This is a genomic window from Rhizobium sp. USDA 4016 (assembly GCF_056279705.1).
In genome coordinates this window covers 2,427,663-2,450,686 of record NZ_JBWCCY010000002.1, presented here as the reverse complement: position 1 = coordinate 2,450,686, position 23,024 = coordinate 2,427,663, and the positions used below count along the sequence as shown (strand labels likewise).

Here is a 23,024-nt window from a genome sequence, read left to right as displayed (position 1 = left end):
GCTCAAGCCTTTCGAGTAACAGTGCCGAGAAGGCCCTGGGGCCTGATGAGCAACATGACCATGACAACGACGAAGAGGACGAGCGCGCCTCTCGAGCCGCCGAGGTAGACGCTCGAAAACGCTTCGATGAGCCCCACCAAAAAAGCTGCGATCGTTGCGCCGGAGATGCTGCCGAGGCCGCCCAGAATAACGACAATGAAGGCTTTGCCGAGAACGGCGTCACCGGTGTGCGGCTCCAGAGACAGGATCGGCGTCACCAGAGCCCCTGTAAGACCCGCCAGGGCGGTTGCAATTCCAAACGCCAAGGGGAACATATGGGAAGGAGGTATACCTTGCGCGGTGGCGACCGATGCGTTGTCAGCCATGGCTCGCAGCGCAATGCCGTACCGGGTTTTGAACACCAGATAGTACATCGACGCGATCGCCAAGCTGCATACGGAAATGATCACCATGTTGGAATATGTTAAACGGAAGCCTGCCCACCGAAACGAACCGGAGATCGGGAAACTGAACGGAACGGGTTCCGCACCGTAGACGGCGGTAAGTCCCGTCGTCATCATCAGGTATATTCCAAGCGTCACGAGCATGGTGGCCAGGTGGTCTTCAACGAGTCTATGGACGATAAAGATCTCGACCAGATAGCCGATGATCCCGGTCGCGATAGCCGCGACGACTGCCGCCACAAAGAACGGCACTCCGAGGTCATGGAATAGCGAGAAGGCGATGTACCCGCCCAACACATAGAATCCGCCATGGGCGAAATTGATTACGCCCATGATCCCGAAGATTAGTGTGAAGCCGATAGCGATAAGTGCGTACTGTGTGCCAAGGCTGAGGCCGCTGACGCTGATCGCTGCAATAGTATGCAAGTCCACTGTATTCCTCCCAAAGACCTTCGCCGGGCCGACGCGCGGTGCCCAGGGCTCTTCCCGCCCTAATTGCCGTTTTTAAAGGTGAGCAAGCCTACCATAGAGGCGACCAGGCCCCTTCAATCCCACGCTTGCTGTCCCTTTGCCCACTCGATCGACCTCAATCAGGCTTCGCCGAGCAATTGGCGAACTGGCTGGAGTCACCGCATTGGCCACGGCTCGTGATTTGAAGCGCAATCTCTGTGCCAGTGTGCGAGAGGCGGGGGAGTTGGTATCAGGCGCCATTATAGTCGGCGCGGCAGAGGCTTCTGCCTAGCAGGATCCCGCATGAGCACGAGCGCTTTCGCACCTGACGACGAAGGACCGGCAAGGGACCAAGGAGGTCTGTCGCGGCCGCAGACAGGCTGTCGTCTAAAAGAACACTTCCGTTTTGGGACCAGTCCGCCCTGACCTCATCGCGCGAATTAACTGGCATCAGATTTGCGAGGTCGATCGCTATATGCATTGAAAAAGGGATCGATGGTATGAGCGAAACTGAAGACATCAGGCCGTTAGATTGGATGCGAAATTCGACAATCGACGGACTTGCCGCGCTGGTGGTCGGTGCGGGAAGCGGCATGGGCGCGGCTTGTGCGCGTGCTTTTGCTGCAAATGGCGGCCTCGTAGGCGTGGCGGATCGTAATTTCGAAAGCGCTTGCCGCGTGGTCGACGAGATCGTCAAACGCGGCGATCGCGCAATCGCCATCGAGCTCGAGGTGGGCAACAGTCAGCATATCGACGCCGCGGTCGAAAGTATAATGAAAGAATTCGGCCGCCTTGACGTGCTGATAAATGTTGCGGTGGCGGTGACGCCGGCATTTCTTGAGGAAGCCAACCTCGATGCGTGGGATGCAGCGTTCAATATCAACGTGCGAGGCGCACTTGTCCTGGCTCGGGCATGCCTGCCTTATTTGCGTGAAAGCCCGTCACCGGCGGTTGTGCACGCCGCATCGCTGGCCGGTACGCATGGATATGCCCGCTCGGGCTCGTATGGCCCAAGCAAAGCCGCTTTGATCGCGCTTAGCCGTCAGATGGCATTGGAATGGGCAGTGGATAACATCCGGGTAAACGTCGTCATCCCGGGCACCATCATGACGCCGGCTTTAACCCGGGATCTGAGTGCAGAGGCAATCGCGACCCGCAAGAAACAAATCCCTCTCGGCCGCCTCTCCTTCCCGAGCGAACAGGCTGATATGGCAGTATTTCTTGCCTCTCCAGTCGCCTCGTTCATCACGGGACAAGTCTTTGTCGTCGATGGTGGGTTTTCCCAAAATCTCTACCCGCAGCCCATGGGAATGCATGTGACGTTGCGCGAGTGGACATATAGCAATCGGAGCGACATGAATTGACGATTCACTTCCGTAGGCTTTGCGCTGCGGAGTGTTCGCATATTTGATCGCGGCCGGGCCGCCAGGCGGACATGATGGGGGCAACCTGCCGGACGTTGACTTCACATATTGGGATAGACCGGCCCCTCGCCGCCCTGGGGCGGGACCCAGTTGATGTTCTGGTTGGGATCCTTGATGTCGCAGGTCTTGCAGTGAACGCAGTTCTGGGCGTTGATGACGAAGGTGTCCTTGCCGTCCTTCTCCACCCATTCGTAGACGGCGGCCGGACAATAGCGCGCCGACGGTCCGGCATAGATGTCATGCTCCGAGCGCTTCTGCAGGTCCATGTCCTTGACCTGCAGGTGCACCGGCTGGTCTTCCTCGTGATTGGTATTCGACAAGAACACCGAGGAGAGACGATCGAAGGTCAAGACGCCATCCGGCTTCGGATAGTCGATCTTTGTGTGCTGGGCGGCCGGTTCCAGCGACTGGGCATCGGTCTTGCCGTGGCCGAGCGTGCCGAAGAAGGAGAAGCCGAACAGCGTGTTGGTCCACATGTCGAGGCCGCCGAGCGCCACGCCGAGCGCCGTGCCGAACTTCGACCAGAGCGGCTTGACGTTGCGGACCTTCTTCAAGTCCTTGCCGATATCACTCTTGCGCCAGTCGTTTTCGATCTCGACGACTTCATCGTTGGCGCGGCCCGAAGCGATTGCCGCGGCGATCTTGTCGGCCGCCAGCATGCCCGACAGCACGGCATTGTGGCTGCCCTTGATGCGCGGCACGTTGACGAAGCCCGCCGAACAGCCAATCAGCGCGCCGCCGGGGAAGGAAAGCTTCGGCACCGACTGGTAGCCGCCCTCGGTGATGGCGCGGGCACCGTAGGAGAGCCGCTTGCCCCCCTCGAAGGTGCCGCGGATCGCCGGGTGCGTCTTGAAGCGCTGGAACTCCTCGAACGGATGGAGATAGGGGTTCTTGTAGTTCAGGTGGACGACGAAGCCGACGGCGACGAGGTTGTCCTCCAGATGATAGAGAAACGAGCCGCCGCCGGTCTTGAAGCCGAGCGGCCAGCCGAAGGAATGCTGCACCAGGCCAGGCTTGTGGTGCTCCGGCTTGACCTGCCAGAGCTCCTTGAGGCCGATGCCGAACTTCTGCGGCTCGCGGCCCTTCGAAAGGTCGAACTTGGCGATCAGCTGCTTGGCGAGCGAGCCGCGCACGCCTTCGCCGATCAGCGTGTACTTGCCGATGAGCGCCATGCCGCGGGTATAGTTCGGCCCTGGCTCGCCGCTCTTGTCGATGCCCATGTCGCCGGTGGCGACACCGATGACCGCACCGTCGTCGTTGTAGAGCACCTCGGTTGCCGCAAAGCCCGGATAGATCTCGACGCCGAGTGCCTCCGCCTTGGTGGCGAGCCAGCGACAGACGTTTCCAAGCGAGACGATGTAGTTGCCGTGGTTGTTCATCAAGGGCGGCATGGCGACATTCGGCAGGCGGACGGAACCGGCCGGACCGAGCACCAGGAAATGATCGGCGGTCACCTCGGTCTTGAACGGATGATCGCTTTGGCTGCGCCAATCCGGCAGCAGCCGGTCGATGCCGATCGGATCGACGACGGCGCCGGAGAGGATATGCGCGCCGACTTCCGCCCCCTTTTCGAGCACGACGACGGAAAGCTCCGGATTGACCTGCTTCAGCCGGATGGCTGCCGAAAGACCCGCAGGTCCGGCACCGACGATCACAACGTCGAATTCCATGCTCTCGCGTTCGGGTATTACGTCTTGTGCCATGGCTTACTTCTAGAATTACGCATTGAGGCTTTGGTTTCTCCGCAGACGCAAATCATCGGCCAAAGTCGGAGCGCCGCGTCACTTTCAGCGATTCAATTCAAAATTTCTTACTCGCGATAGAGCCAACGGCCTCACCGATCCTTTTCAGCTCTATCCTTTAAACTGGCACGGCGATTGCGGCCGTGAGCATGCTGAACTCGAGTATTTTTTGATTGTATCCTCGTCGAAGAGGACGGGGAAAAATTAGCGACGGAGGTTATCGACGACGCCGAATTGAAGCGAGTTCCGATTCGACAGCGCGGCACGGGTGAGGACAAAAAATCCTAGAGACCAGCCTTGAACGCAGAAACGACACCAAGGATGTATCGGAAATGAAAGCAGCAGAGCAGGAAGTCACAGAGGTCACTGGCTACCCTCGTATCGGACTTTTGATCGATGGACGTTGGATCTACGATCGCGCGCCCTCGGCCGAGGTTTTGAACCCAAGCGATGATTCCGTCATAGGGGTCATTCCACGGGCGACGCCTACTGACCTTGAAGCCGCGCTGCAGGCTGCATTGCGCGGGTTCGGCGTATGGAAGACGACGCCTGCTTCGCGCCGGGCGACCTTGCTGCATCGTACCGCTGAACTCGTGCGCCAGCGAGCGGATCAGATCGCTCGTGTGATCACCTTGGAGCAGGGCAAGCCTATCGTCGACGCCCGGGCCGAAGTGGCGCGCGCCAGCACATTCCTGGACTGGGACGCCGAACAGGGACTTCGCACCTATGGAAGGATTCTTCCGGTCGATGGCGAAATGCATCAGTTCGTTACTCGCGAGCCGATAGGTCCGGTCGCAGCGTTCACGCCGTGGAACGTTCCACTGAGCTCGCCCGCGCGCAAGATCAGCGGCGCACTCGCGGCGGGATGCTCCATCATCATCAAGCCCGCGCAGGAAACCCCGGCAACAGTGTGTCTCTTTGCCCAGTGTTTCATCGATGCCGGATTGCCCGAGGGCGTTCTCAATGTGGTTTTCGGCAAATCCTCCGAAATCTCGGAAACCCTCATCGCCTCGCCGGTCGTGCGGATGATCACCCTCACCGGGTCGGTGGCGGTCGGAAAGCATCTGAGCCGTCTGGCCGCCGACGCAATGAAGCCTGTGCTGATGGAACTTGGAGGACATGCGCCCGTGCTCATCGGGGCGGACGTCAATCCGGAAAGTGTCGCCCAAATGGCCACTGCCGCCAAATTCCGTATGGCTGGACAGCTTTGCGTTTCGCCGACGCGCTTCTTGATCCATAGGGATGTCTATGAGCTCTTCGTGTCAGAGTTCGGTCGGCTGGCGGCAGAACTTCGGTTGGGCGACGGCTTTGCCGCTGACGTCCAGATGGGACCGGTGGTCAACCAGGGCGCTGTCGCACAGTTGACCGAACTCGTGGAAGACGCCGTCGGGCGAGGTGCACGGATAAGGGCAGGGGGGCATCGGGTCGGCAACAGCGGGAGCTATTTCGCACCCACTGTTCTTTCGGATGTACCACTGGATGCGGCTGCAATGACGGAGGAGCCGTTCGGCCCCTTGGCGCTCTGCCTACCCGTTGACGACATGGGCGAGGCATTGCGGGTTGCAAATGGCCTTCCGGTCGGCCTTGCGGCTTATGCTTTCAGCAACTCTTCGTCTGAAGTTGCGACGTTTGTCAACGAGCTCGAGGCGGGATCAGTCGCAATCAACAACTTCGGCAGTCCGGGGGCGGAGGCACCGTTCGGCGGTTTGAAGGAAAGCGGGATTGGCAAGGAAGGCGGGAGTGAATCGCTGGAGTCCTACATGACGAGCCGAACGATCCTCCATCGGCTGGCTATGGTATAAATCACATTTTGGGAGAATAAGATGTCAGGCTTACTTGAAGGAAAGGTCGTTCTCGTTACGGGTGCAGCTGGGGGGATCGGGCGGGCGACGTGCCTGCTGGCAGCCAGCGAAGGCGCTCGTGTCGCTGCCGCCGACATTTCGGAAGACGGGGCCGTCGCGACGGTCGAGGCGGTGAGAGCCGCAGGTGCAGAAGGTCTCCCGATCGTCGTCGACCTTTTAAACGGCGCCACGGTCGATGCGATGATCTCCAAGGTCGTGTCCACTTGGGGGCGGCTCGACGGTGCTTTCAACAACGCGGGCATCACCGGCGGCCAAATCGGACAAGGCGGCAAGTCGGTTGCCGATTGGGAGGAGGACGCCTTCGATCATGTCATTGGGGTGAACCTGAAGGGAACCTGGCTTTGTATGCGGGCTGAATTGAAGCAGATGGTGTCCCAGGGGGGAGGTGCGATCGTTAACACGGCATCCCTGGCCGGACTGACCGGTTTTCGTACGACAGCGGGTTACGCTGCTAGCAAGCATGGCGTGGTCGGTCTGTCCAAAACGGCCGCCCTTGAATATGCCCCAACCGTGCGTGTGAACCTTGTATGCCCTGGGTACACCGACACAGGTATGCTGAAGGACACCATGTCGCGCAGAGGGCCGGAAATTCTCTCGCGCATCCCCTTCGGCTCCTTGGCAGCGCCCAAGGACATCGCCGAAATGGCGTGCTGGCTCCTTTCCGACCGCTCCAGATACGCCAGTGGAGGCACGTTCGTCGTCGACGGCGCCTACATGGCCGGCTGAGAGGAGATCGATCTATGAAACGTCTTGATGGACGTAACGAACCCATTCTCGACCCCGATCTGCCGATTATCGATTCTCACCATCACCTCTTCGACAAGCCCGCTTTGCGGTACATGCTGGAGGATTATTTGGAGGACGCTCGTGCCGGTCACCGCATCGTCGCGAGCGTTTACGTGGAGGCTTCGGCCTTTCACAAAAAATCCGGCCCCGAGATGATGCGCCCGCTCGGTGAGATCGAATTCGCCAACGGCGTGGGCGCCATGTGCGACAGCGGAACTTACGGTGATGTTCGGGTCTGTGCCGCAATTGTCGGCTATGTGGATCTGCGGTTCGGAAATGCTCTGGGGGAGTTCTTCGATCGCGCGATTGCGACCGCTCCTGACCGGCTGCGCGGGTTTCGGCAGATCACGATGGAGCATCCAAGCGATGCTCCATTTCGCTTCTTTTTTACCGGACGGCCGCCGGCGGGGGTCTTTCGGCATCCAAACTTTCGCGATGGCTTCCGTCAATTGGCCGAGCGCAATCTTAGCTTCGACGCCACCGGCTTTCATCTCCAGCTTCCTGACATAGGCAGTCTTGCCGATGACTTTCCCGACACCGCGATCATCGTCAACCATATGACAGTAGCGATGGGTCTCGAGCACACTGACGCTGAGCGCAAGGCCCTCTTCCAGGAATGGAGCAGCAATCTGCGCGAGGTCGCCCGACGGCCAAACGTTTTCTGCAAGATCGGCGGGCTTGGCATGCCGATCTGGGGATTTGGCTTCCATGAACACATTGAACCGGTTGGTTACCGCGAACTCGCCGACACTTGGCGCCCCTTTGTCGAAACGGCGATCGAGGCCTTCGGCCCGAACCGGTGCATGATGGAAAGCAATTATCCGCCAGACGCCCGTTCCTGCGGCTTCGTGCCGATCTTCAATGCGCTCAAACACATTGTCTCTGGCGCGTCGGCCAGCGAAAAGGCTGATCTGTTTCACGGCACCGCCGCCAAGGCGTACGAGCTTGATCTAAAGAGCCTGATCTAGTCCGATGCAGAGTATTGGCGGCACGCCGGAGCCCTCGACCTTGTTCAACCTTCTCAGTCTTTTCGCATCGGCGGCACCGCGCGCGGCAGCATCATTCAAGATGCAATTCTTCCATTCGCTTGTAGAGGTATGAACGTGAGATCGTGAGATGCTCGGCGGCCTTTTTCTTGTTGCCTTTGAAGCGAATGAGGGCGTCGGTGATCAGTTGTGCCTCAAGCACATCAATCGCTTCCTTAAGAGAGCCGCCACCTTTTGCGCTGGTGGTTGTAGGTGAGGACTTTGGAACGGCTGCGGTCGCAGCTGCTGCCCGATCTTGACGGAAGTCGCCTACCGTCAGCCGGTTGTTTTCGGCAAAGACAAATGCGCGCTCAATGAAGTGGCGCAGCTGCCGGACATTGCCAGGCCATTGTTGCTCCATGAGGAAATCATGGACGTTCAGCTCAATCTCCGGTTCGGGCCGCCCGTATTGTTTGGCAAGCTCTCGTGCGAAGTGCGTGACAAGTAGGGGGATATCCTCGAGACGATCACGAAGCGGTGGAAGATCTATGCGCACCGGACTGATGCGATAAAACAGGTCGAGACGGAATTTGCCCTGTTCAACGAACTGCTCGAGATCCCGATTGGTGGCGCTGCAGAGGCGAAAATCCACGCGCTTAGGCTTCTCGCCGCCGATGCGTTCGACCATACGATCCTGCAGTACGCGCAAGAGTTTGGTCTGAACCTCCAGTGGCATATCGCCGATTTCGTCGAGAAAGATCGTGCCGCGGTCGGCTTGCTCGAACTTGCCCGCTTTACCCTTTCGATCGGCACCGGTAAATGACCCAGGTTCGTAGCCAAAAAGTTCGCTTTCTACGAGGGACTCCGGCAGAGCGGCGGCGTTGACACTGACCAGACGTGCGTCCTGACGCGGGCTGAGCATGTGCAGCGCCTGGGCGACCAGCTCCTTACCAGTACCGCTTTCACCCTGGATCAGAACCGGAATGTCGATCGGCGCAATCTTCCTGATCTGCTGACGCACCGACTGCACGGGCAAACTTTGACCGATAATCGCCTCGAGAAATTTGTCAGCTTTGGCGAGCTCGGCGCTCTCGCTCTGGTATTGTGCAACCTTTTCTTCAAGCTCGTTGATGCGCCGTGCCAGAGCCTCCACCTGCTGCGGGCCCTTGAACATGATGCGACCGATCGCGCCGACGACCTTGCCATTGTGGCGGATTGGATGGCGCGAGACGATACGCTCTTGACCGCGCATATGATGGATCTGGCCGACCTCAGCGATTCCTGTTCGCACGACGTGAGGAAGGCGCGTATTCTCAATGACGTCCTTGACGGGCTTGCCGATCGCCTGGCCAGGTCGCAATCCGAAGAACTTCTCATGGACTGGAGAAATGAACGCCAAACGCGCCTTGGCGTCGACGATCGCCATGGCATCATAGGGGTCGGTGAGCACATGGTTGATAATGTCGTAGGCAAAATCGACGTTGAGAAAAAAGCTCAAGACGGTGTCGGATGGAGAATCCGACAGCAAGATCAAATATCCTTCTCCGATTTCCGTAACCAGCGCAAGGATTTGCCTGTCGGTCAATAGAACCGGAACGATGCGTCGATCGCATGCGTCGCGCATCCACTCTTCGGCGGTAACGACCGCCTTCACTCGGGGGTCTAAACCGGAGCCGAATGCTGCGGTGGCGTGCCTTTTCTCGTCGAGTAAGATCAGCCCGCTGAGACCTGTCTCTGTTTCAGGCATTTGCGATTTCCTCCCATTCCAAAGACAAAACAAGGCACACTTTGTAGCCGTTGGCAACACTTTCCCGCAACAATGCGCCGGGATCCCGGTCGAGGCGGCCAAACTGAAAGGTCTTCGAGCTTGGCACACCACTTGCGTTGCCAATGCGAGCGTTTTTTCTCCCACCGGATCCCGCCGTTGCAGGGATCCGGCGGGGCAGGGAAACCGCCAAGGGAGGAATGATCATGCATATCAAAGCGCAACGCGCACAGCGACAGTCCGTCTTAGTGACGGCCCAAACCGTACAGTCCATCCAACTGCTTCAATACAGCTATGAGGAGCTTGAGACGTTTCTCATCGAACAAGCCGAACGAAATCCATTCCTTGAATTTGCCGGCGCGAAACTGTCGATGCCCGCAACTCCCGTGAGTTCGCGGGAGGCCTTCGGTGGCGCGGGCAGTCTTTCTCGGCGCTCGGGAGTATCCGTTGACGCGGGCGATCGCGGTAACATCGAAGACTATTGTGCAGTGCGCATGACGTTGCGTGATCATCTGCACGGCCAACTCGCGATGCTGCATCACGATGAACCGACCAGAGACATTGCGGCACAAATTGTCGAATCCATCGATCCTGACGGTTATTTCCGCCGGAACGTCCGGGAAATGGCCGAGACTCTGAGTGTCGAGGAGGCCTCTGTCGAGGCCGCTCTGCGCGACATTCACATGCTTGACCCGGTCGGTGTCGGCGCAAGAGATCTGGCGGAGTGCCTTCGCCTACAGCTGGCCGACCGCGGATGGCTGTCGCCAGCCATGAACCGCCTGCTTGAACATCTCGACCTGCTTGCGAAATTCGACATCTCCCAGTTGACGCGTCATTGCGGCGTTCCGCGCGAGGACGTGTTGGCGATGGTGCAGCAAATCCGCAAACTGGATCCGCGCCCCGGCAGCAGCTTCGACCCCGATCCAGTGGTGGTGGCGGTTCCTGATTTCTTCGTCCGGCGACAACCGAACGGAAGCTTCGCCATCGAGCTCAACAGCTCGCTCATGCCGCGCGTGCTGGTCAATCGACGCTATTACGCCGAGTTGCGCACCGGGCTCGGTGGACACGATAAGACCTTCGTGACTGACTGCATGCACCAGGCGAGCTGGATCGCGAGGCAAATCGACCAGCGTGCGAACACCATGCTGAGGGTTGCCACTGAGATCGTATCGCAGCAGAGCGCTTTCTTCCGCCTCGGGCCGGAGCACCTTCGTCCGTTGAATCTCCGGGATGTCGCTGCGGCAATCGGCGTTCACCCATCTACCGTCTGCAGGGCGGTCGCCAACAAGTTCATGCTCACGGATCGCGGAACGTTCGAGCTCCGGTATTTCTTCGCGAATGCAATTGCCGCCGCCGACGGCGGCGAGGAACACTCGTCTCAGGCAATCCGGTTCCGGATCAGGGAGATGATCGAAGACGAGAAGACTGGTCGTATTCTGTCAGATGACGCAATCGTCGATGGCCTGCGCACGGAAGGCGTCGATATCGCGCGCCGGACTGTTGCGAAGTATCGCGAAATGCTGCGGATTCCGTCGTCGAGCGTCCGCAGGCGTCTGAAGCTTGCCTCTGGGGATACCGGCCGGCACCCGGCAATGGCTGGATAATCGCGTGGCATACGGGTTGCGGAAAAATTCGGAATCCAGGCACCAAACAGGATGAACTGATCAAATGAAGAGTCCCCTCAATCTGGAAAATGGTGACACCCAGCCCTATTGGGCGGGTGTCAATCATGGCCGCCTCCTTTTGCAAAAATGCGCCCAATGCGGACACATCCAATTTCCGCCCCGGCATCAGTGTACTGCCTGCTGGGAGGCAGATCTGGCCTGGATAGAATGCTCGTGTCTTGGCACGGTTGAAAGCTTTACGATCGTGCGCCGCGCACCATTGCCCGATTTCCGCGACCAAGTGCCATACGCGATTGCCGCTGTTCGACTTGCCGAAGGCCCGCGGATGATTGCCAATGTTGTGGGCGAGGCCGCTCTCGATGTCGCCATTGGAGACAGTATTGTCGTTGAAATAGACACTCATGAGGAGCGCCCCCTGCCTCGACTGCGCCGGGATGGCGCCCTGTCGCGCAAGGCACGTTCCGGGAAAGGATGAGGGAGGATGTTTTATCTCGACGCCGACGGCTTGTCTGAAACCTATCGTGGCACCGTCGCGCGCTGGGAGTTGGATGAGAACGATCACTGGAACGCAAAATTCTATCTTCGCGAATTTCAACAAGCCTCGGAGCAAATCGTCGCGGCGGTTACTGGCGAAAGCCCCGGGTCGGCATCAGCGCGCGTTCGTCACATTCGTTACTTCAAAGAACTGCGCGGCGGCGAAGCGTTTCACATAAATTCGGCGAGGCTCCCGGGATCCGCAGCTGGCTATGAGATCGTTCATCTCATGAGCAGCACCGCGACCGGTGAGCTCTGTGCCGCCGCAATGGACACCTGCAGCTACGATACGTCCGATTTGCCCGCTGCCCCCGATGGCGCCATGGAAAAGCTCGGCCCTCGTGGACTTGCCCCAGGCGCGCATGAGCCAGTTCGTCTTGAACAGATGTTGTTGGGCGGCAAGGCGTTCCTGACCGGCCAATTCACAGTGCGACCTGCAGAAGTCGACCACCTCGGAGATCTTCTCCCTCATCACCTGCACCGAAGAATCGGCGCAGCGGCCGCACATCTCTGGCTAAAGATCGGCGCCCCTCTTGAAAAACTGGATGCGTGCGGATTGGGACGAGCGCTGGTCGAGGCCAAGACGACCCGCTACGCTCCCATCCTGACCGGCGACACGATTCGGGTGGTGTCGTGGTTCGAAGGCGTCGGCGAGAAGACATTTTGCATGCGCCACCAAGTCGAAAGCGCTCGCACAAACGCGCCGCTCGCCAGTGTCAGCGCGCTCGCGCTCGTCCTCGATCGGAAGGAGAGGAAGTCGGTGGCGGTGCCCGAGGAAGTGCGCAAGGCGTTCCGGGCCGTTTACACCTGAATCAAGCGCCGGATGGGTACTCTGCATTCGGCGACCCTTATTCAGAAGCCGAGGATTGCCTTGACTTCGAGGTATTCCTCCATTCCAAACACTCCCATTTCCCGGCCATTGCCGGACTTCTTGTAACCGCCCATCGGAGCTTCGGTGCTGGCGGGCGCACCATTATAGAAGACCCGTCCAGCGGCGAGGCGCCGGCAAACATCGAGTGCTTGATTCCGGTTCTGACCAAACACGTAGGCGCCCAGGCCATACTCGGTGGCATTGGCGATCGTGATCGCCTCTTCAACATCGCGGTATGTCATGACCGCTGTGACAGGCCCAAAGATCTCCTCCTTGGCGATGGTCATTTCCGGCGTAACGCCGGCAAAGATTGTCGGGCGGACGAAGAAGCCGCGAGTGAGCCCATCGGGGCGGCCGGGGCCACCACATACAAGGCGAGCGCCTTCATCGCGGCCGGTCCGGATATAGTGCTGAATGCGCTCGAATTGTGCGCGATTGACCACGGGACCGTGGGTGGTTTCCGGGTCGTTCGGATCGCCCACACGCAGCGATGCGACGGTGTTCTGCAGGTGGGTAAGTAGCTCTTCCAGCTGATCGTCGTGCACCAGGATGCGCGTCGGGGAATGGCAGGATTGTCCGCTGTTGGAAAAGCCACGTGTCACGTTGTAGTGGGCGGCGGAGGCAAGGTCAGCATCGGGCAGAATGATGTTGGCGGACTTTCCGCCCAGCTCCTGGGCGACACGTTTGACCGACTTTGCCGCGGCTTCGGCAACCAGAACGCCGGCCCGTGTCGATCCCGTAAAAGAGACGATGTCGATTCCCTCATGGGCGCTGATTGCATTGCCTACGACCGGTCCATCACCAACGATGAGGTTGAAGACGCCGGCTGGTACACCTGCTTCCTGGAGGATCTCCGCAAGCACAAACGCGCTCGTCGGCGTGAACTCGGAAGGCTTAAGCACGACGGGGCATCCCGCGGCGAAGGCAGACGACAACTTGTTGCAGATCAGTTGGTTTGGCCAGTTCCAAGGAGTGATGAGGCCAGCCACCCCAATTGCCTCTCGTCGGACAATGCTCGAGCCCAGCCTCGTCTCGAACTCGTAACTGCTTAAAGTTTCGAGCGCCTGGCGCAACGCTGCAAGGCCCGAGCCGGTGTGCGCCTTTAGACCCGTTGGTGCGCCCATTTCCTCCGTCAACGCTATCATGAGATCACCTTCGCGGCGCTGATAGACGGAAATGATTTCCTCCAGAAGGCCAGCACGCTCTGCCTTCGGCATCCCAGCAAATCCGGGAAGTGCGCGCCTAGCTGCCGCCACGGCGCGGTCAACATCGTCCGCGCTTCCCAATTCGACCGTGGCAAAGACCTCCTCAGTCGCAGGATTGACCAGTTCGAACGATCTGGAGTCGATCGGATCGACCCACGCGCCGTCGATGAAGAGTTTTGTGTAGTGTCTCATGGCCAAGACCCTCTCAATCTGATGCTTCAAGAATGACGGCCACGCCTTGGCCAACGCCCACACACATGGTGCAAAGCGCATAGCGCCCTCCCATGCGGCGGAGTTGCCGGGCAGCGGTAAGTGCAATCCTTGCGCCTGACATGCCCAAGGGATGGCCGATCGCGATCGCGCCGCCGTTCGGATTAACATGGGTTGCGTCGTCCGGCAGACCGAGGGCGCGCAGGGTGGCTAGTGCCTGGCTGGCAAACGCCTCGTTCAATTCGAACAAATCGATATCGCCGATCGAAAGTCCCGTGCGTTCCAAAACTTTCTGGGTGGCCGGCACAGGACCGATACCCATCACTCTCGGTTCCACGCCTGCCGAAGCCATCGCGACGACGCGCGCTATAGGTTTCAGATCGTTTGCCTCGGCAGCAGCGCGGCTCGCGAGCAGCAAGGCTGCTGCCCCGTCATTGACGCCAGACGAATTGCCAGCCGTCACCGTCCAATCCGGACCGTTGACTGTCTTGAGCTTGGCAAGGGTGGCCTCGTCAGTGTCCGGGCGTGGATGTTCATCGGTATCGATGACCTTGGGCTCCCCCTTTCTCTGGGGAACCGACACTGGCACGATCTCGTCTGCGAAAATTCCCCGTTCCTGCGCAGCTGACCATCTGGATTGGGAGCGGGCAGCAAAGGCGTCCTGGTCGGCCCGCGATATGCCGTAGTCCTCCGCGACATTGTCTGCGGTTTGCGGCATGGAATCGGTTCCGTATGCCTGTTTCATCTTTGGATTGACGAAACGCCATCCGATCGTCGTGTCGTGAATGGCGGCGTCGCGGCCAAATGCAGTCTCTGCCTTCGGCAGCACGAAGGGCGCGCGGCTCATGCTCTCGACACCGCCCGCAATGACAAGATCGTAGTCGCCACTTCGGATTCCGCGCGCGGCGTAACCGACGGCGTCGAGTCCGGAGGCGCACAGGCGGTTGACCGTGGTGCCGGCGACCGTTACGGGAAGACCGGCCAGCAGCGTAGCCATACGGGCGACATTTCGATTGTCCTCGCCCGCCTGATTTGCGGATCCAAGGATCACTTCGTCCAGTCGGGTCCAGTCCAGCTGAGGATGGCGCGCCATAAGCGCGCTGATGGGGAGAGCGGCAAGATCGTCGGTCCTGATTGACGATAACGCGCCGCCATAGCGGCCAACTGGTGTCCGCAACCCATCGCAGATGAAGGCGTCCATGTTTTCTTACCTTTCAAACCAATTTGACGAGCTCGGGCAATGTCTCGAAGATATCGGCAACGAGACCGTAGTCCGCGACCTGGAAAATCGGCGCTTCCGGGTCCTTATTGATGGCGACAATGACCTTGGAATCCTTCATGCCGGCCAAATGCTGGATGGCGCCGGAAATGCCGCAGGCAATGTAGAGCTCGGGTGCGACGACCTTGCCGGTTTGTCCGACCTGCCAGTCGTTCGGAGCGTATCCGGCGTCGACGGCAGCGCGCGACGCGCCGACAGCAGCTCCGAGCTTGTCAGCCAACGGAAAGATGATTCCTTCAAAGCCTTTTGCCGAACCGAGGGCGCGCCCGCCGGATACGATGATCCGGGCCGACGTCAATTCCGGCCTCTCGTCGTCCGAGAGCCGTGCAGCCACAAAGGTGGAAAGCGCAGGCATAGAAGCGACCGAGATCCGTTCGATCGCGACCGTCGAAGTCCCGACCGCCGCTGAGGGAAATGATGCCGTTCTGATGGTCAGCACTTTAACGGCTTCAGAGGATTGAACCACTTGTATGGCATTTCCAGCGTAGATCGGCCGCTTAAATGTATCCGCAGACAACACCTCGGAGACGTCGGAAACCTGCATCACGTCGAGAAGCGCGGCAACGCGCGGCATAAAGTTCTTGCCGTTCGATGTCGCGGCGGCCACGATCGCGTCATAGCCTTCGGCCAAGGAAACGACGAGGCCCGCAACGGCCTCCGGCAACTGCGCGGCGAGGCTCGGATCGTCGGCCTGCAGCACCTTCTTGACGCCATCAAGCTTGGCTGCCGCTTCCGCGGTCGCCTGTGTGCTGTCGCCGGCGACCAGAACGTGAACATCTGCGCCGAGCGCAAGCTCGGCGGTCAGTGCTTTGGCCGTCTGATCGGAGAGGCTTGCATTGTCGTGCTCCGCGATAAGAAGTGTCGTCATAGTCTCCTCCTTCAGAGCACCGCTGCTTCCGATTTCAAACGAGCGACCAATTCACTGGCGCTCTTCACGATCACACCTGCCTTGCGGCCCTGCGGCTCCTCGGTCCGCAAGATCCTCAGCCGAGGCGTCAGATTGACGTTGAGGGCGGACGCCTGCTGGATGTCGACAGGTTTCTTCTTCGCCTTCATGATGTTGGGAAGAGATGCATAGCGCGGCTCATTCAGGCGCAGGTCAACTGTGACGATACCGGGGAGTGCGAAGGAGACGTCCTGAAGCCCACCATCGATTTCCCGCTTGACCAGCGCTTTGCCGCCGGCGACGGTCAGTTCTGATGCGAAGGTGGCCTGAGCCCAGCCGAGCATCGCGGCGAGCATTTGCCCCGTCTGATTGCAGTCGTCATCAATTGCCTGCTTACCAAGAATGACGAGATCTGGCTGTTCAGCCTTCACGACGGCCGTCAGAAGTTTAGCAATCGCCAACGGTTCGAGGTGGGCGCCGGCCTCGATCAGGATCGCTCGGTCTGCACCCATTGCAAGGCCCGTTCGCAGCACGTCTTGAGCCTTGTCGGAACCGATAGAAACCAGGACGACCTCGTCGGCCTTGCCCTTCTCCTTCAGGCGAACCGCCTCCTCGACGGCGATCTCGTCGAATGGGTTCATGCTCATCTTCACGTTGTCGAGGTCGACGCCTGAGCCATCCGCGCGGACCTTGACCTTGATGTTGTAGTCGATCACCCTTTTCACGGGCACGATGAGTTTCATGCAAATGCTCCGGATTGTTTGTCGTTGCGACGTCGTTGTCGCAATTGCCGTTCCACTGACAGACGCTATTTGCCGCAAAAGCGCGGGTCGCGCTTATCCTTGAAAGCGGCGAGTGCTTCCTTGTGATCGTCGCTCGTTCGCAAAAGCGCTATGTGAGAGGAAAGCGTGTCGAGATGCGTTTCGAGATCGACGTCCAGGCCCTGGTAGACTAATCGCTTGATGGTGCGGACGGCCAACGGGGCGGCATTGGCGATCTGTTCCGCGTAGGCACGCACATCGTCGCGGAAAGTGTCGTCGGCGTAGACATGGTTCACCAGCCCGATTGAAAGTGCCTCCTGCGCAGGCACCCAGCGGGCAGTCCAGAAAAGGTCGAGAGCGGCCGCCGTTCCGACGATGCGAGGCAGAAAATAAGCCCCGCCGACGCCCGGGACGAGGCCCATCTTGGCGTAGGTCTCCGCAAAGCGGGCCGATGCCGCCGCAAGGCGAACGTCGCACATCAGTGCGATATCCATGCCGCCGCCTACAGCAACACCGTTGACGGCCGCGATAATTGGCTTGTCGATTTCGGCGACCTTTCGGGCCAACGACTGGGTGGTGGTGGCAACGCGTTCCTTGGAGGCCAGGATCGACATTTCCGCTTTTCCTTGCATTCCCCCCATGTCGCCGCCCGATGAGAACGACGTTTCGGTTCCCGAGAAGACAATGACCCTCACGTCTTCACGCGTGCGGCATTCCTCAAGCCACACCACCCATTGGCGCACCATGCCGTCGGTGAAGGAGTTTCGCTTCTCGGGCCGGTTGATGGTAATCGTCGCAACCCCGTTCTCCACCGAGAATAGCAATTCGTCTGTCGTGCTCATCTTATTCTCCATCGGACCCAGGGCGCCTTTTGTACATGAAAGTCGCAGTCATGGACTGTACGACTTCGTCGCGTTGATTGACGAACTCGCGCAGAAAGGAAACGACGCCGCGGTCGGCCTTGGAGGTTTCCTTTTTTTCTTTCACCGTCGAACGCATGAAGACAGTGTCGCCGTGCTTGACCGGCTTCAGCATGCGCCATTCGTCGATTCCAAGAACCGCAAGCAGCGTGCCATCGTTGATTCCGCTGGCGTATTGTAGGCCTCCCATGACTGCGTAGATCAACGGGGCATGCGCAATGGGTTCGCCGAACGGTGTGGTCTTGCAATATTCCCAGTTGGTGTGCACGCCGTTGAAGTCTCCTGACAGGCACGCAAAATTGACGATATCCGTCGTTGTAATCGTTCTCTGCGGTGTTTCGATAACCTGACCAACCGTAAAGTCCTCGAAATACAGGCCTCTCGCTTGTTGTGACATGTCTTTTCTCCCGTGTGTGGTCAGCGTGCTTCCGAAGTCAGGATCGCCGTGCAGTGAGACGAGAGAATCCCGCCCTCGCCGTGGACGACGGCTGCCGCTGCCTCTCTCACCTGGCGGCCCGCTGCCTCTCCCCGAAGTTGCCGTACAGCTTCCACGATCGCCATCAGACCGCCGACGGCACCAGCATGCGCGTGGCTCAGCATTCCGCCATGCGTGTTGACCGGCAGATCGCCACCGATCGCCGCGCGTCCATCGGCAAAGAAGGCCCCACCCTGTCCACGAGGGACCAAGCCGAGTTCCTCTATCTCGATGATCGGAACGATGGTGAAGCAGTCGTAGAGCATGGCCAAGTTCATATCGCTCGGCCCCAATCCGGCCATCGTATAGGCCGCCTGGCTCGACAACTGGGCGCCAAATTCCGTCAGGCTCGGCGCGCAGAGCAGGTGCTCGTGCGTATGAGCCTCGCCGATCCCCGCCAGCCAGACCGGCTTTGAGGGAAGATCGCGGGCTCGTTCCGGTGTCGTGACGATGAACGCACCGCCTGCATCCGATATCAGACAGCAGTCATAAATATTGAGGGGATCGGAGATCGGCTTCGACGCAAGCACGTCGTCGATTGTCAGGGGGTCGCGCATATGCGCATTGGGATGAAGCCGGGCGTGGTTGCGCGTGTTGACGGCCACTGCGGCCATCTCTTCGCGCTTCGTGCCGTACTTGTGCATATAGGCGTTGGCGACCATCGCATAGAGGGAAGGGATGCCAACCCCATAGGGCGCTTCGAAGTAAGGGTGTCCAACGGCAGCAAGAGCTGTAACCGCGTCGTCGCGCGACATGCCGGTTGCCCGGTTTTCGCCGGCGCAGACAAGGACGTAGTTCGCCGCACCCGAGCTTACGGCCTGGGCTGCATGGTGAAGCATAACCGTTGGCGATGCGCCACCCACGACAATCGATGCGCCGTAGCGCGGGCTGATGCCAAGATATTCGGCCATGACGGAACCGAGCATAAAATAGGGCTCGGTGAACGAGTAGGCAGTCAAAAGTCCATCAATATCGCGGGGCCGAAGTCCGGCGTCGGCGATTGCGCGCCGGGATGCCTGGGCATTCAGCCCGAGACCCGTCATGTGCGGCAGTCTGCCGATGTCACTTTCACCGACACCGACGATGACGGCCTTATTGCGCAGGCCCATGCAAATTCCTCCATGGTATTCTGTCGGAAATTCCGGATCGGGCAATATGCCGGAGCACGGAAGTTGGCCTGAGTGCCGCAATCTGCATGCCAACCTTTTGCACTTGCGTGCGCTGAAGTTTGGCATGAGCTTTGCGCACGGCTTGGCACGAAACAACGTCGTGCACCGAGCAGGCCCGACAATCCGTTCTGCTGGTGCTGTCAGAAAAGAGGTCATAGACGATGGATGAAATGCTCCCCGAAGAAATCCCCGCGATTCGTGACTCCGTGCGCAGATTCATGGAGACGGAAGTGGTCCCGGTTCTGGACGGATACGAGGAACGACGGGAATTGCCGCGCGACCTGATCATGAAGGCCGGCGCAGCTGGGTTCTACGGGTCGACATTCCCGGAATCGGTGGGCGGCACCAACCTCGGCTATGTCGCCGCTGTCGCCATTCTGGAGGAGATCTCGCGTATCGACATCCGCTTTGCTGGCTGCTCGAACCAGCAAAGCGGCAATTGCCCCGCCTGCATCTTCTTGGCAGGGACCGACGAACAGGTGCAGAAATATGTGCCTGACATTCTCGCTGGTAAGACGATCGGGATGATGGCCCTCACGGAATCCGGCTCGGGCTCGGACGCTGCCGGAGCAATGAAGACGGTCGCACGGCGCGACGGAGACGTCTACAAGATTACGGGCTCCAAAATGTGGGCGACATTGGGTGACGAATGCGACGTCGGCATCCTGCTTGCAAAGACGGATCCTGAAGCCGGCGCCAAGGGCGTGACCGCCTTTATCGTCGAACCCAAAAAGTATCCTGGCTTTACGGCTCAGGCGATCCCGACCCAGCTTTCAAAGGCGTTTCGTACGGCCGCACTCTTCCTCGACGATTTCATCGTGCCCGTGGAAAACCGGCTCGGTGCGGAGGGTGAAGGTTTCAAGATCATCATGCGCGCCTTGCAGGGCGGTCGCGCGGTAATCGGCGCGAAGGCTCTCGGCATTGCCGTCGGCGCCTATGAGGACGCTGTTCGCTATGCCAATGAGCGTGTGGTCCGCGGCAGCCCGATCGGACGGTTTCAGATGATCCAGGCGCAAATCGCGGAAATGGCAATCGCCATCGAGGCGAGTCGGGCGCTCGTCTATAAGACGGCGCAATATATGGATGCCGGATTACCAACCAACCGCATCGCTTCGATTGCGAAGTTCCACGCGTCTCAGACTGCCAAATTCTGCACCGATACCGCTCAGCAAGTCTTCGGTGGTTACGGCCTTTCGACCGAGTATCGTGTCCACCGCTACAAGAATTACGCGGATCTGATGTTCACCGGCGAGGGCTCGGCCAACGTCCAGAAAATCCTCATCGCCGAAGATGCATTGGGCTACAAGGTTGCCGATCGGCATCACGGCAGGACCGGGTTGCGTGATTTGGGCCGCCAGGCCGACTGACCTTCCAAGCCCCCCAAGACGAGGACCCGTGCGGACGAAAGTCCGTGCGGGTTTTTTGTTCTGGCATGGCCTCAGTGTCGAAAGTGCGGACAGCACGCCGCTCTGTGTCCACGCAGGCGACAAAGCGATAGCGCGGAATTGCTTCGATCGGCCAACAAGATGGCGACTTAGCCGATGGATATATGCGGCCCTGAGGCAATGCGAGAGTTGGCACTCAATTTGCGAAATAAGTCCTCATCAGATGTCGAGGTATCGCAATGTCCGCTTCGCAAACGAAACCACAGCAATCAAGCCCACGGCTTCCGTTCCATGCCTTGCCGGTGTCCATTCCCGGGAGCGGTTTTTCGCTTTTGTCAGGGGTGCGAGTGCTAGATCTTACGACCTCCGTGGCGGGGCCCTATGCGACGATGTTGCTTTCGGATTTTGGTGCGGAGGTTATCAAGATCGAGCGGCCGGAGGGCGATGATGCCCGCCATTGGGGACCGCCCTTTCTGGATGAACAGGCACTCTGGTTTACAGCGATCAATCGCAACAAGAAGAGTGTCGTCCTCGATCTGCGTCAGGCCGACCACTACGAAAACCTGACGCAGCTCGTCCGGACGGCCGATGTCGTCGTCTCCAACCAGCCGCCTTCGGTGCAAAAGAAGCTGCGGCTCGACTACGAGACCTTAAGGTCGATACGGCCGGATCTGATCTTTGTGTCGATCACCGGCTTCGGGCTGGATGGCGAGCGGTCGGAACTGACCTGTTACGACCTGATTGCCGAGGGTTATTCGGGCGTAATGGACATAACGGGGCAGGCCGATGGTCCGCCACAGAAGATTGGTGCGCCGGCGGCCGACATGCTCGCAGGCCAGGATGCGGCGATGGCGACAATGGCGGCTCTGTTTGACCGACAAAAGAGCGGGCAGGGACGCAGCATTGACGTCAGCCTCGTCGAGAGCATGACACGCTTTCTGACCTGTCGGCTGTCCTCCTATCTCGGATCCGGGGATCTGCCCCGACGCGCCGGAGGCACCGACAGCGTTATAGCGATCTACCAGCCGTTCGATACGGCGGATATGCCGATCAATCTCGGATTGGGATCGGATGCCATCTGGAAACGTTTCTGGGTGGCCATCGGTGACCCCGACTTTGGAACCCACCCGGCCTATTCGAGCAATGCTGCCCGCCGCACTTGCCGCGAAGAAATAGTGGCACGGATCCAGGAACTTCTCACAGCGCGCACACGACAGGAATGGCTGAACATTTTTGCTGAGGCCCGAGTGCCAGCCGGACCGATCAACAGGCTCGATGAGGTGTCCTCGGATCCGGCTCTGTGGGATCGCGGCCTGTTCTTCACGCTTGAAGATGACACCGGCCGGCAGGTGCCGCAGATCGGACTGGGGATCCGCATCGATGGCGTTCCCGCCACTGCGAGATCGGCGCCGCCAATCCTCGGTCAGCATACAAACGAGATCCTTCAGTCAGTCGTAGGCAGATCAAAGCAACAGGAACGATGAAATGACCTTTTCGCAAATCCTTTTCGAAGAAGACGGTCCGATCGCGAAGATCACGATGAACCGGCCGGACAATGGCAACATGTTCACCGAGACCATGTGCCACGAAATTCGCGACTGCATCGAGGGTATTCGCCGTGAAACCCGCACGCGCGTCGTCGTCTTGACCGGTGCAGGCGAACGGTTCTTCTGCATCGGTGGCCAGAAGGACGGAATGCAAGACACGAAGCTTTATGCCGGCGTCTTGCCCGTGCTGGAAATGTACGAGGCGATCGACAAGCTGCAGAAGCCGGTCATTGCGAGCGTCAACGGATTTGCCGTCGGCGGGGGCAACGTCCTGCAGATGGTCTGCGACGTCACGATCGCCAAGGAAAGTGCCGTTTTCCGTCAGGTCGGGCCGATGATGGGGTCCTTCGATGCCGGCTATGGCACCTGGTACCTGGAGGACTTGGTCGGAAAGAAGCGGGCCAAGGAGATCTGGTATTGCAATCCAAAGATGTCGGCACATGAAGCCAAGGAAATCGGCCTGATCAACAGGGTTGTTCCCGATGCCGAACTTGCCGAAAGGACCCGAGAGTTCGCGCTGGAGATCGCCGACAGGGGGGCGTTCGCACTGGCGGCCATTAAGGGCGCCTTCCTCGCTCGTCACGGCGGCGTCGCCGGCCTGTCGCGCGTCACCCATGACCTGCTCCTCAGCCAATATCTCGGGACGGGTGAATCCAAGGAGCTGAACGCGAGTTTCAACGAGCGTCGCAAACCCGATGCCGCAAAAATCGGAGCTTGAGG

The 23,024-nt window shown here is 59.4% G+C and carries 20 protein-coding genes; 10 read left to right on the top strand and 10 right to left on the bottom strand.

Annotated features, from left to right (window positions below; genetic code table 11):
• Positions 1 to 2 precede the first annotated feature (2 nt).
• On the bottom strand, positions 3 to 875 hold the full coding sequence (locus ACZ9DP_RS12820) for a branched-chain amino acid ABC transporter permease (protein ID WP_476202064.1): 873 nt from the start codon (positions 873 to 875) through the stop codon (positions 3 to 5).
• A gap of 518 nt (positions 876 to 1,393) precedes the next feature.
• Here ACZ9DP_RS12820 and ACZ9DP_RS12815 point away from each other — a divergent pair.
• Complete coding sequence (locus tag ACZ9DP_RS12815) at positions 1,394 to 2,257, top strand: SDR family NAD(P)-dependent oxidoreductase (RefSeq protein WP_476202062.1); 864 nt, start codon at positions 1,394 to 1,396, stop codon at positions 2,255 to 2,257.
• A 101-nt stretch (positions 2,258 to 2,358) separates the two neighbouring features.
• Here the strand turns inward: ACZ9DP_RS12815 and ACZ9DP_RS12810 are convergent, their stop codons facing one another.
• The gene (locus ACZ9DP_RS12810; RefSeq protein WP_476202061.1) at positions 2,359 to 4,020 is read right to left on the bottom strand and encodes an electron transfer flavoprotein-ubiquinone oxidoreductase; all 1,662 of its coding nucleotides are present in this window, start codon (positions 4,018 to 4,020) and stop codon (positions 2,359 to 2,361) included.
• Between the two features lie 371 nt (positions 4,021 to 4,391).
• On the opposite strand from ACZ9DP_RS12810, the gene ACZ9DP_RS12805 reads away from it, so the two are divergent.
• Genes ACZ9DP_RS12805 through ACZ9DP_RS12795 form a run of 3 tightly spaced genes read left to right on the top strand, consistent with a single transcriptional unit; the run spans position 4,392 to position 7,675 of the window.
• Positions 4,392 to 5,861, top strand: a complete 1,470-nt coding sequence (locus ACZ9DP_RS12805; RefSeq protein WP_476202060.1) for an NAD-dependent succinate-semialdehyde dehydrogenase — start codon at positions 4,392 to 4,394, stop codon at positions 5,859 to 5,861.
• 21 nt (positions 5,862 to 5,882) lie between these two features.
• Entirely contained in the window at positions 5,883 to 6,647 is a 765-nt protein-coding gene (locus ACZ9DP_RS12800; protein WP_476202059.1) for an SDR family NAD(P)-dependent oxidoreductase, read from the top strand.
• 14 nt (positions 6,648 to 6,661) lie between these two features.
• A complete protein-coding gene (locus ACZ9DP_RS12795) occupies positions 6,662 to 7,675 on the top strand; it encodes an amidohydrolase family protein (protein ID WP_476202057.1) in 1,014 nt (337 codons plus the stop codon).
• Between the two features lie 91 nt (positions 7,676 to 7,766).
• Here the strand turns inward: ACZ9DP_RS12795 and ACZ9DP_RS12790 are convergent, their stop codons facing one another.
• Positions 7,767 to 9,584, bottom strand: a complete 1,818-nt coding sequence (locus ACZ9DP_RS12790; RefSeq protein WP_476202056.1) for a sigma-54 interaction domain-containing protein — start codon at positions 9,582 to 9,584, stop codon at positions 7,767 to 7,769.
• A 59-nt stretch (positions 9,585 to 9,643) separates the two neighbouring features.
• On the opposite strand from ACZ9DP_RS12790, the gene rpoN reads away from it, so the two are divergent.
• From rpoN to ACZ9DP_RS12775, 3 genes are all read left to right on the top strand, one after another.
• The gene (rpoN, locus tag ACZ9DP_RS12785) at positions 9,644 to 11,041 is read left to right on the top strand and encodes an RNA polymerase factor sigma-54 (RefSeq protein WP_476202054.1); all 1,398 of its coding nucleotides are present in this window, start codon (positions 9,644 to 9,646) and stop codon (positions 11,039 to 11,041) included.
• Between the two features lie 64 nt (positions 11,042 to 11,105).
• Positions 11,106 to 11,537 carry a Zn-ribbon domain-containing OB-fold protein gene (locus tag ACZ9DP_RS12780; protein WP_476202052.1) on the top strand — a complete coding sequence of 144 codons (432 nt, stop codon included), beginning with the start codon at positions 11,106 to 11,108 and terminating at the stop codon, positions 11,535 to 11,537.
• 6 nt (positions 11,538 to 11,543) lie between these two features.
• The gene (locus ACZ9DP_RS12775; RefSeq protein ID WP_476202050.1) at positions 11,544 to 12,407 is read left to right on the top strand and encodes a thioesterase family protein; all 864 of its coding nucleotides are present in this window, start codon (positions 11,544 to 11,546) and stop codon (positions 12,405 to 12,407) included.
• Positions 12,408 to 12,448: 41 nt separating this feature from the next.
• Here ACZ9DP_RS12775 and ACZ9DP_RS12770 read toward each other — a convergent pair whose 3' ends face one another.
• The 7 genes from ACZ9DP_RS12770 to ACZ9DP_RS12740 all read right to left on the bottom strand — a co-directional run bounded on the left by ACZ9DP_RS12770 (position 12,449) and on the right by ACZ9DP_RS12740 (position 19,312).
• The gene (locus ACZ9DP_RS12770) at positions 12,449 to 13,864 is read right to left on the bottom strand and encodes an aldehyde dehydrogenase family protein (RefSeq protein ID WP_476202049.1); all 1,416 of its coding nucleotides are present in this window, start codon (positions 13,862 to 13,864) and stop codon (positions 12,449 to 12,451) included.
• A 13-nt stretch (positions 13,865 to 13,877) separates the two neighbouring features.
• The gene (gene pcaF, locus ACZ9DP_RS12765) at positions 13,878 to 15,083 is read right to left on the bottom strand and encodes a 3-oxoadipyl-CoA thiolase (protein WP_476202048.1); all 1,206 of its coding nucleotides are present in this window, start codon (positions 15,081 to 15,083) and stop codon (positions 13,878 to 13,880) included.
• 13 nt (positions 15,084 to 15,096) lie between these two features.
• Complete coding sequence (locus ACZ9DP_RS12760) at positions 15,097 to 16,029, bottom strand: electron transfer flavoprotein subunit alpha/FixB family protein (protein ID WP_476202046.1); 933 nt, start codon at positions 16,027 to 16,029, stop codon at positions 15,097 to 15,099.
• A gap of 11 nt (positions 16,030 to 16,040) precedes the next feature.
• A complete protein-coding gene (locus tag ACZ9DP_RS12755) occupies positions 16,041 to 16,790 on the bottom strand; it encodes an electron transfer flavoprotein subunit beta/FixA family protein (RefSeq protein WP_476202044.1) in 750 nt (249 codons plus the stop codon).
• 65 nt (positions 16,791 to 16,855) lie between these two features.
• The gene (locus ACZ9DP_RS12750; protein WP_476202042.1) at positions 16,856 to 17,650 is read right to left on the bottom strand and encodes an enoyl-CoA hydratase/isomerase family protein; all 795 of its coding nucleotides are present in this window, start codon (positions 17,648 to 17,650) and stop codon (positions 16,856 to 16,858) included.
• Position 17,651: 1 nt separating this feature from the next.
• A complete protein-coding gene (locus ACZ9DP_RS12745; protein ID WP_476202040.1) occupies positions 17,652 to 18,125 on the bottom strand; it encodes a MaoC/PaaZ C-terminal domain-containing protein in 474 nt (157 codons plus the stop codon).
• Between the two features lie 20 nt (positions 18,126 to 18,145).
• Positions 18,146 to 19,312, bottom strand: coding sequence for a thiolase C-terminal domain-containing protein (locus ACZ9DP_RS12740; RefSeq protein WP_476202039.1), 1,167 nt, complete (start codon positions 19,310 to 19,312; stop codon positions 18,146 to 18,148).
• Positions 19,313 to 19,533: 221 nt separating this feature from the next.
• On the opposite strand from ACZ9DP_RS12740, the gene ACZ9DP_RS12735 reads away from it, so the two are divergent.
• From ACZ9DP_RS12735 to ACZ9DP_RS12725, 3 genes are all read left to right on the top strand, one after another.
• Positions 19,534 to 20,739, top strand: coding sequence for an acyl-CoA dehydrogenase family protein (locus tag ACZ9DP_RS12735; RefSeq protein ID WP_476202038.1), 1,206 nt, complete (start codon positions 19,534 to 19,536; stop codon positions 20,737 to 20,739).
• Positions 20,740 to 20,996: 257 nt separating this feature from the next.
• Positions 20,997 to 22,241: a CaiB/BaiF CoA transferase family protein gene (locus ACZ9DP_RS12730; protein WP_476202037.1), complete on the top strand. Its 1,245-nt coding sequence runs from the start codon at positions 20,997 to 20,999 to the stop codon at positions 22,239 to 22,241.
• A 1-nt stretch (position 22,242) separates the two neighbouring features.
• Positions 22,243 to 23,022, top strand: a complete 780-nt coding sequence (locus ACZ9DP_RS12725) for an enoyl-CoA hydratase-related protein (protein WP_476202035.1) — start codon at positions 22,243 to 22,245, stop codon at positions 23,020 to 23,022.
• Positions 23,023 to 23,024 lie beyond the last annotated feature (2 nt).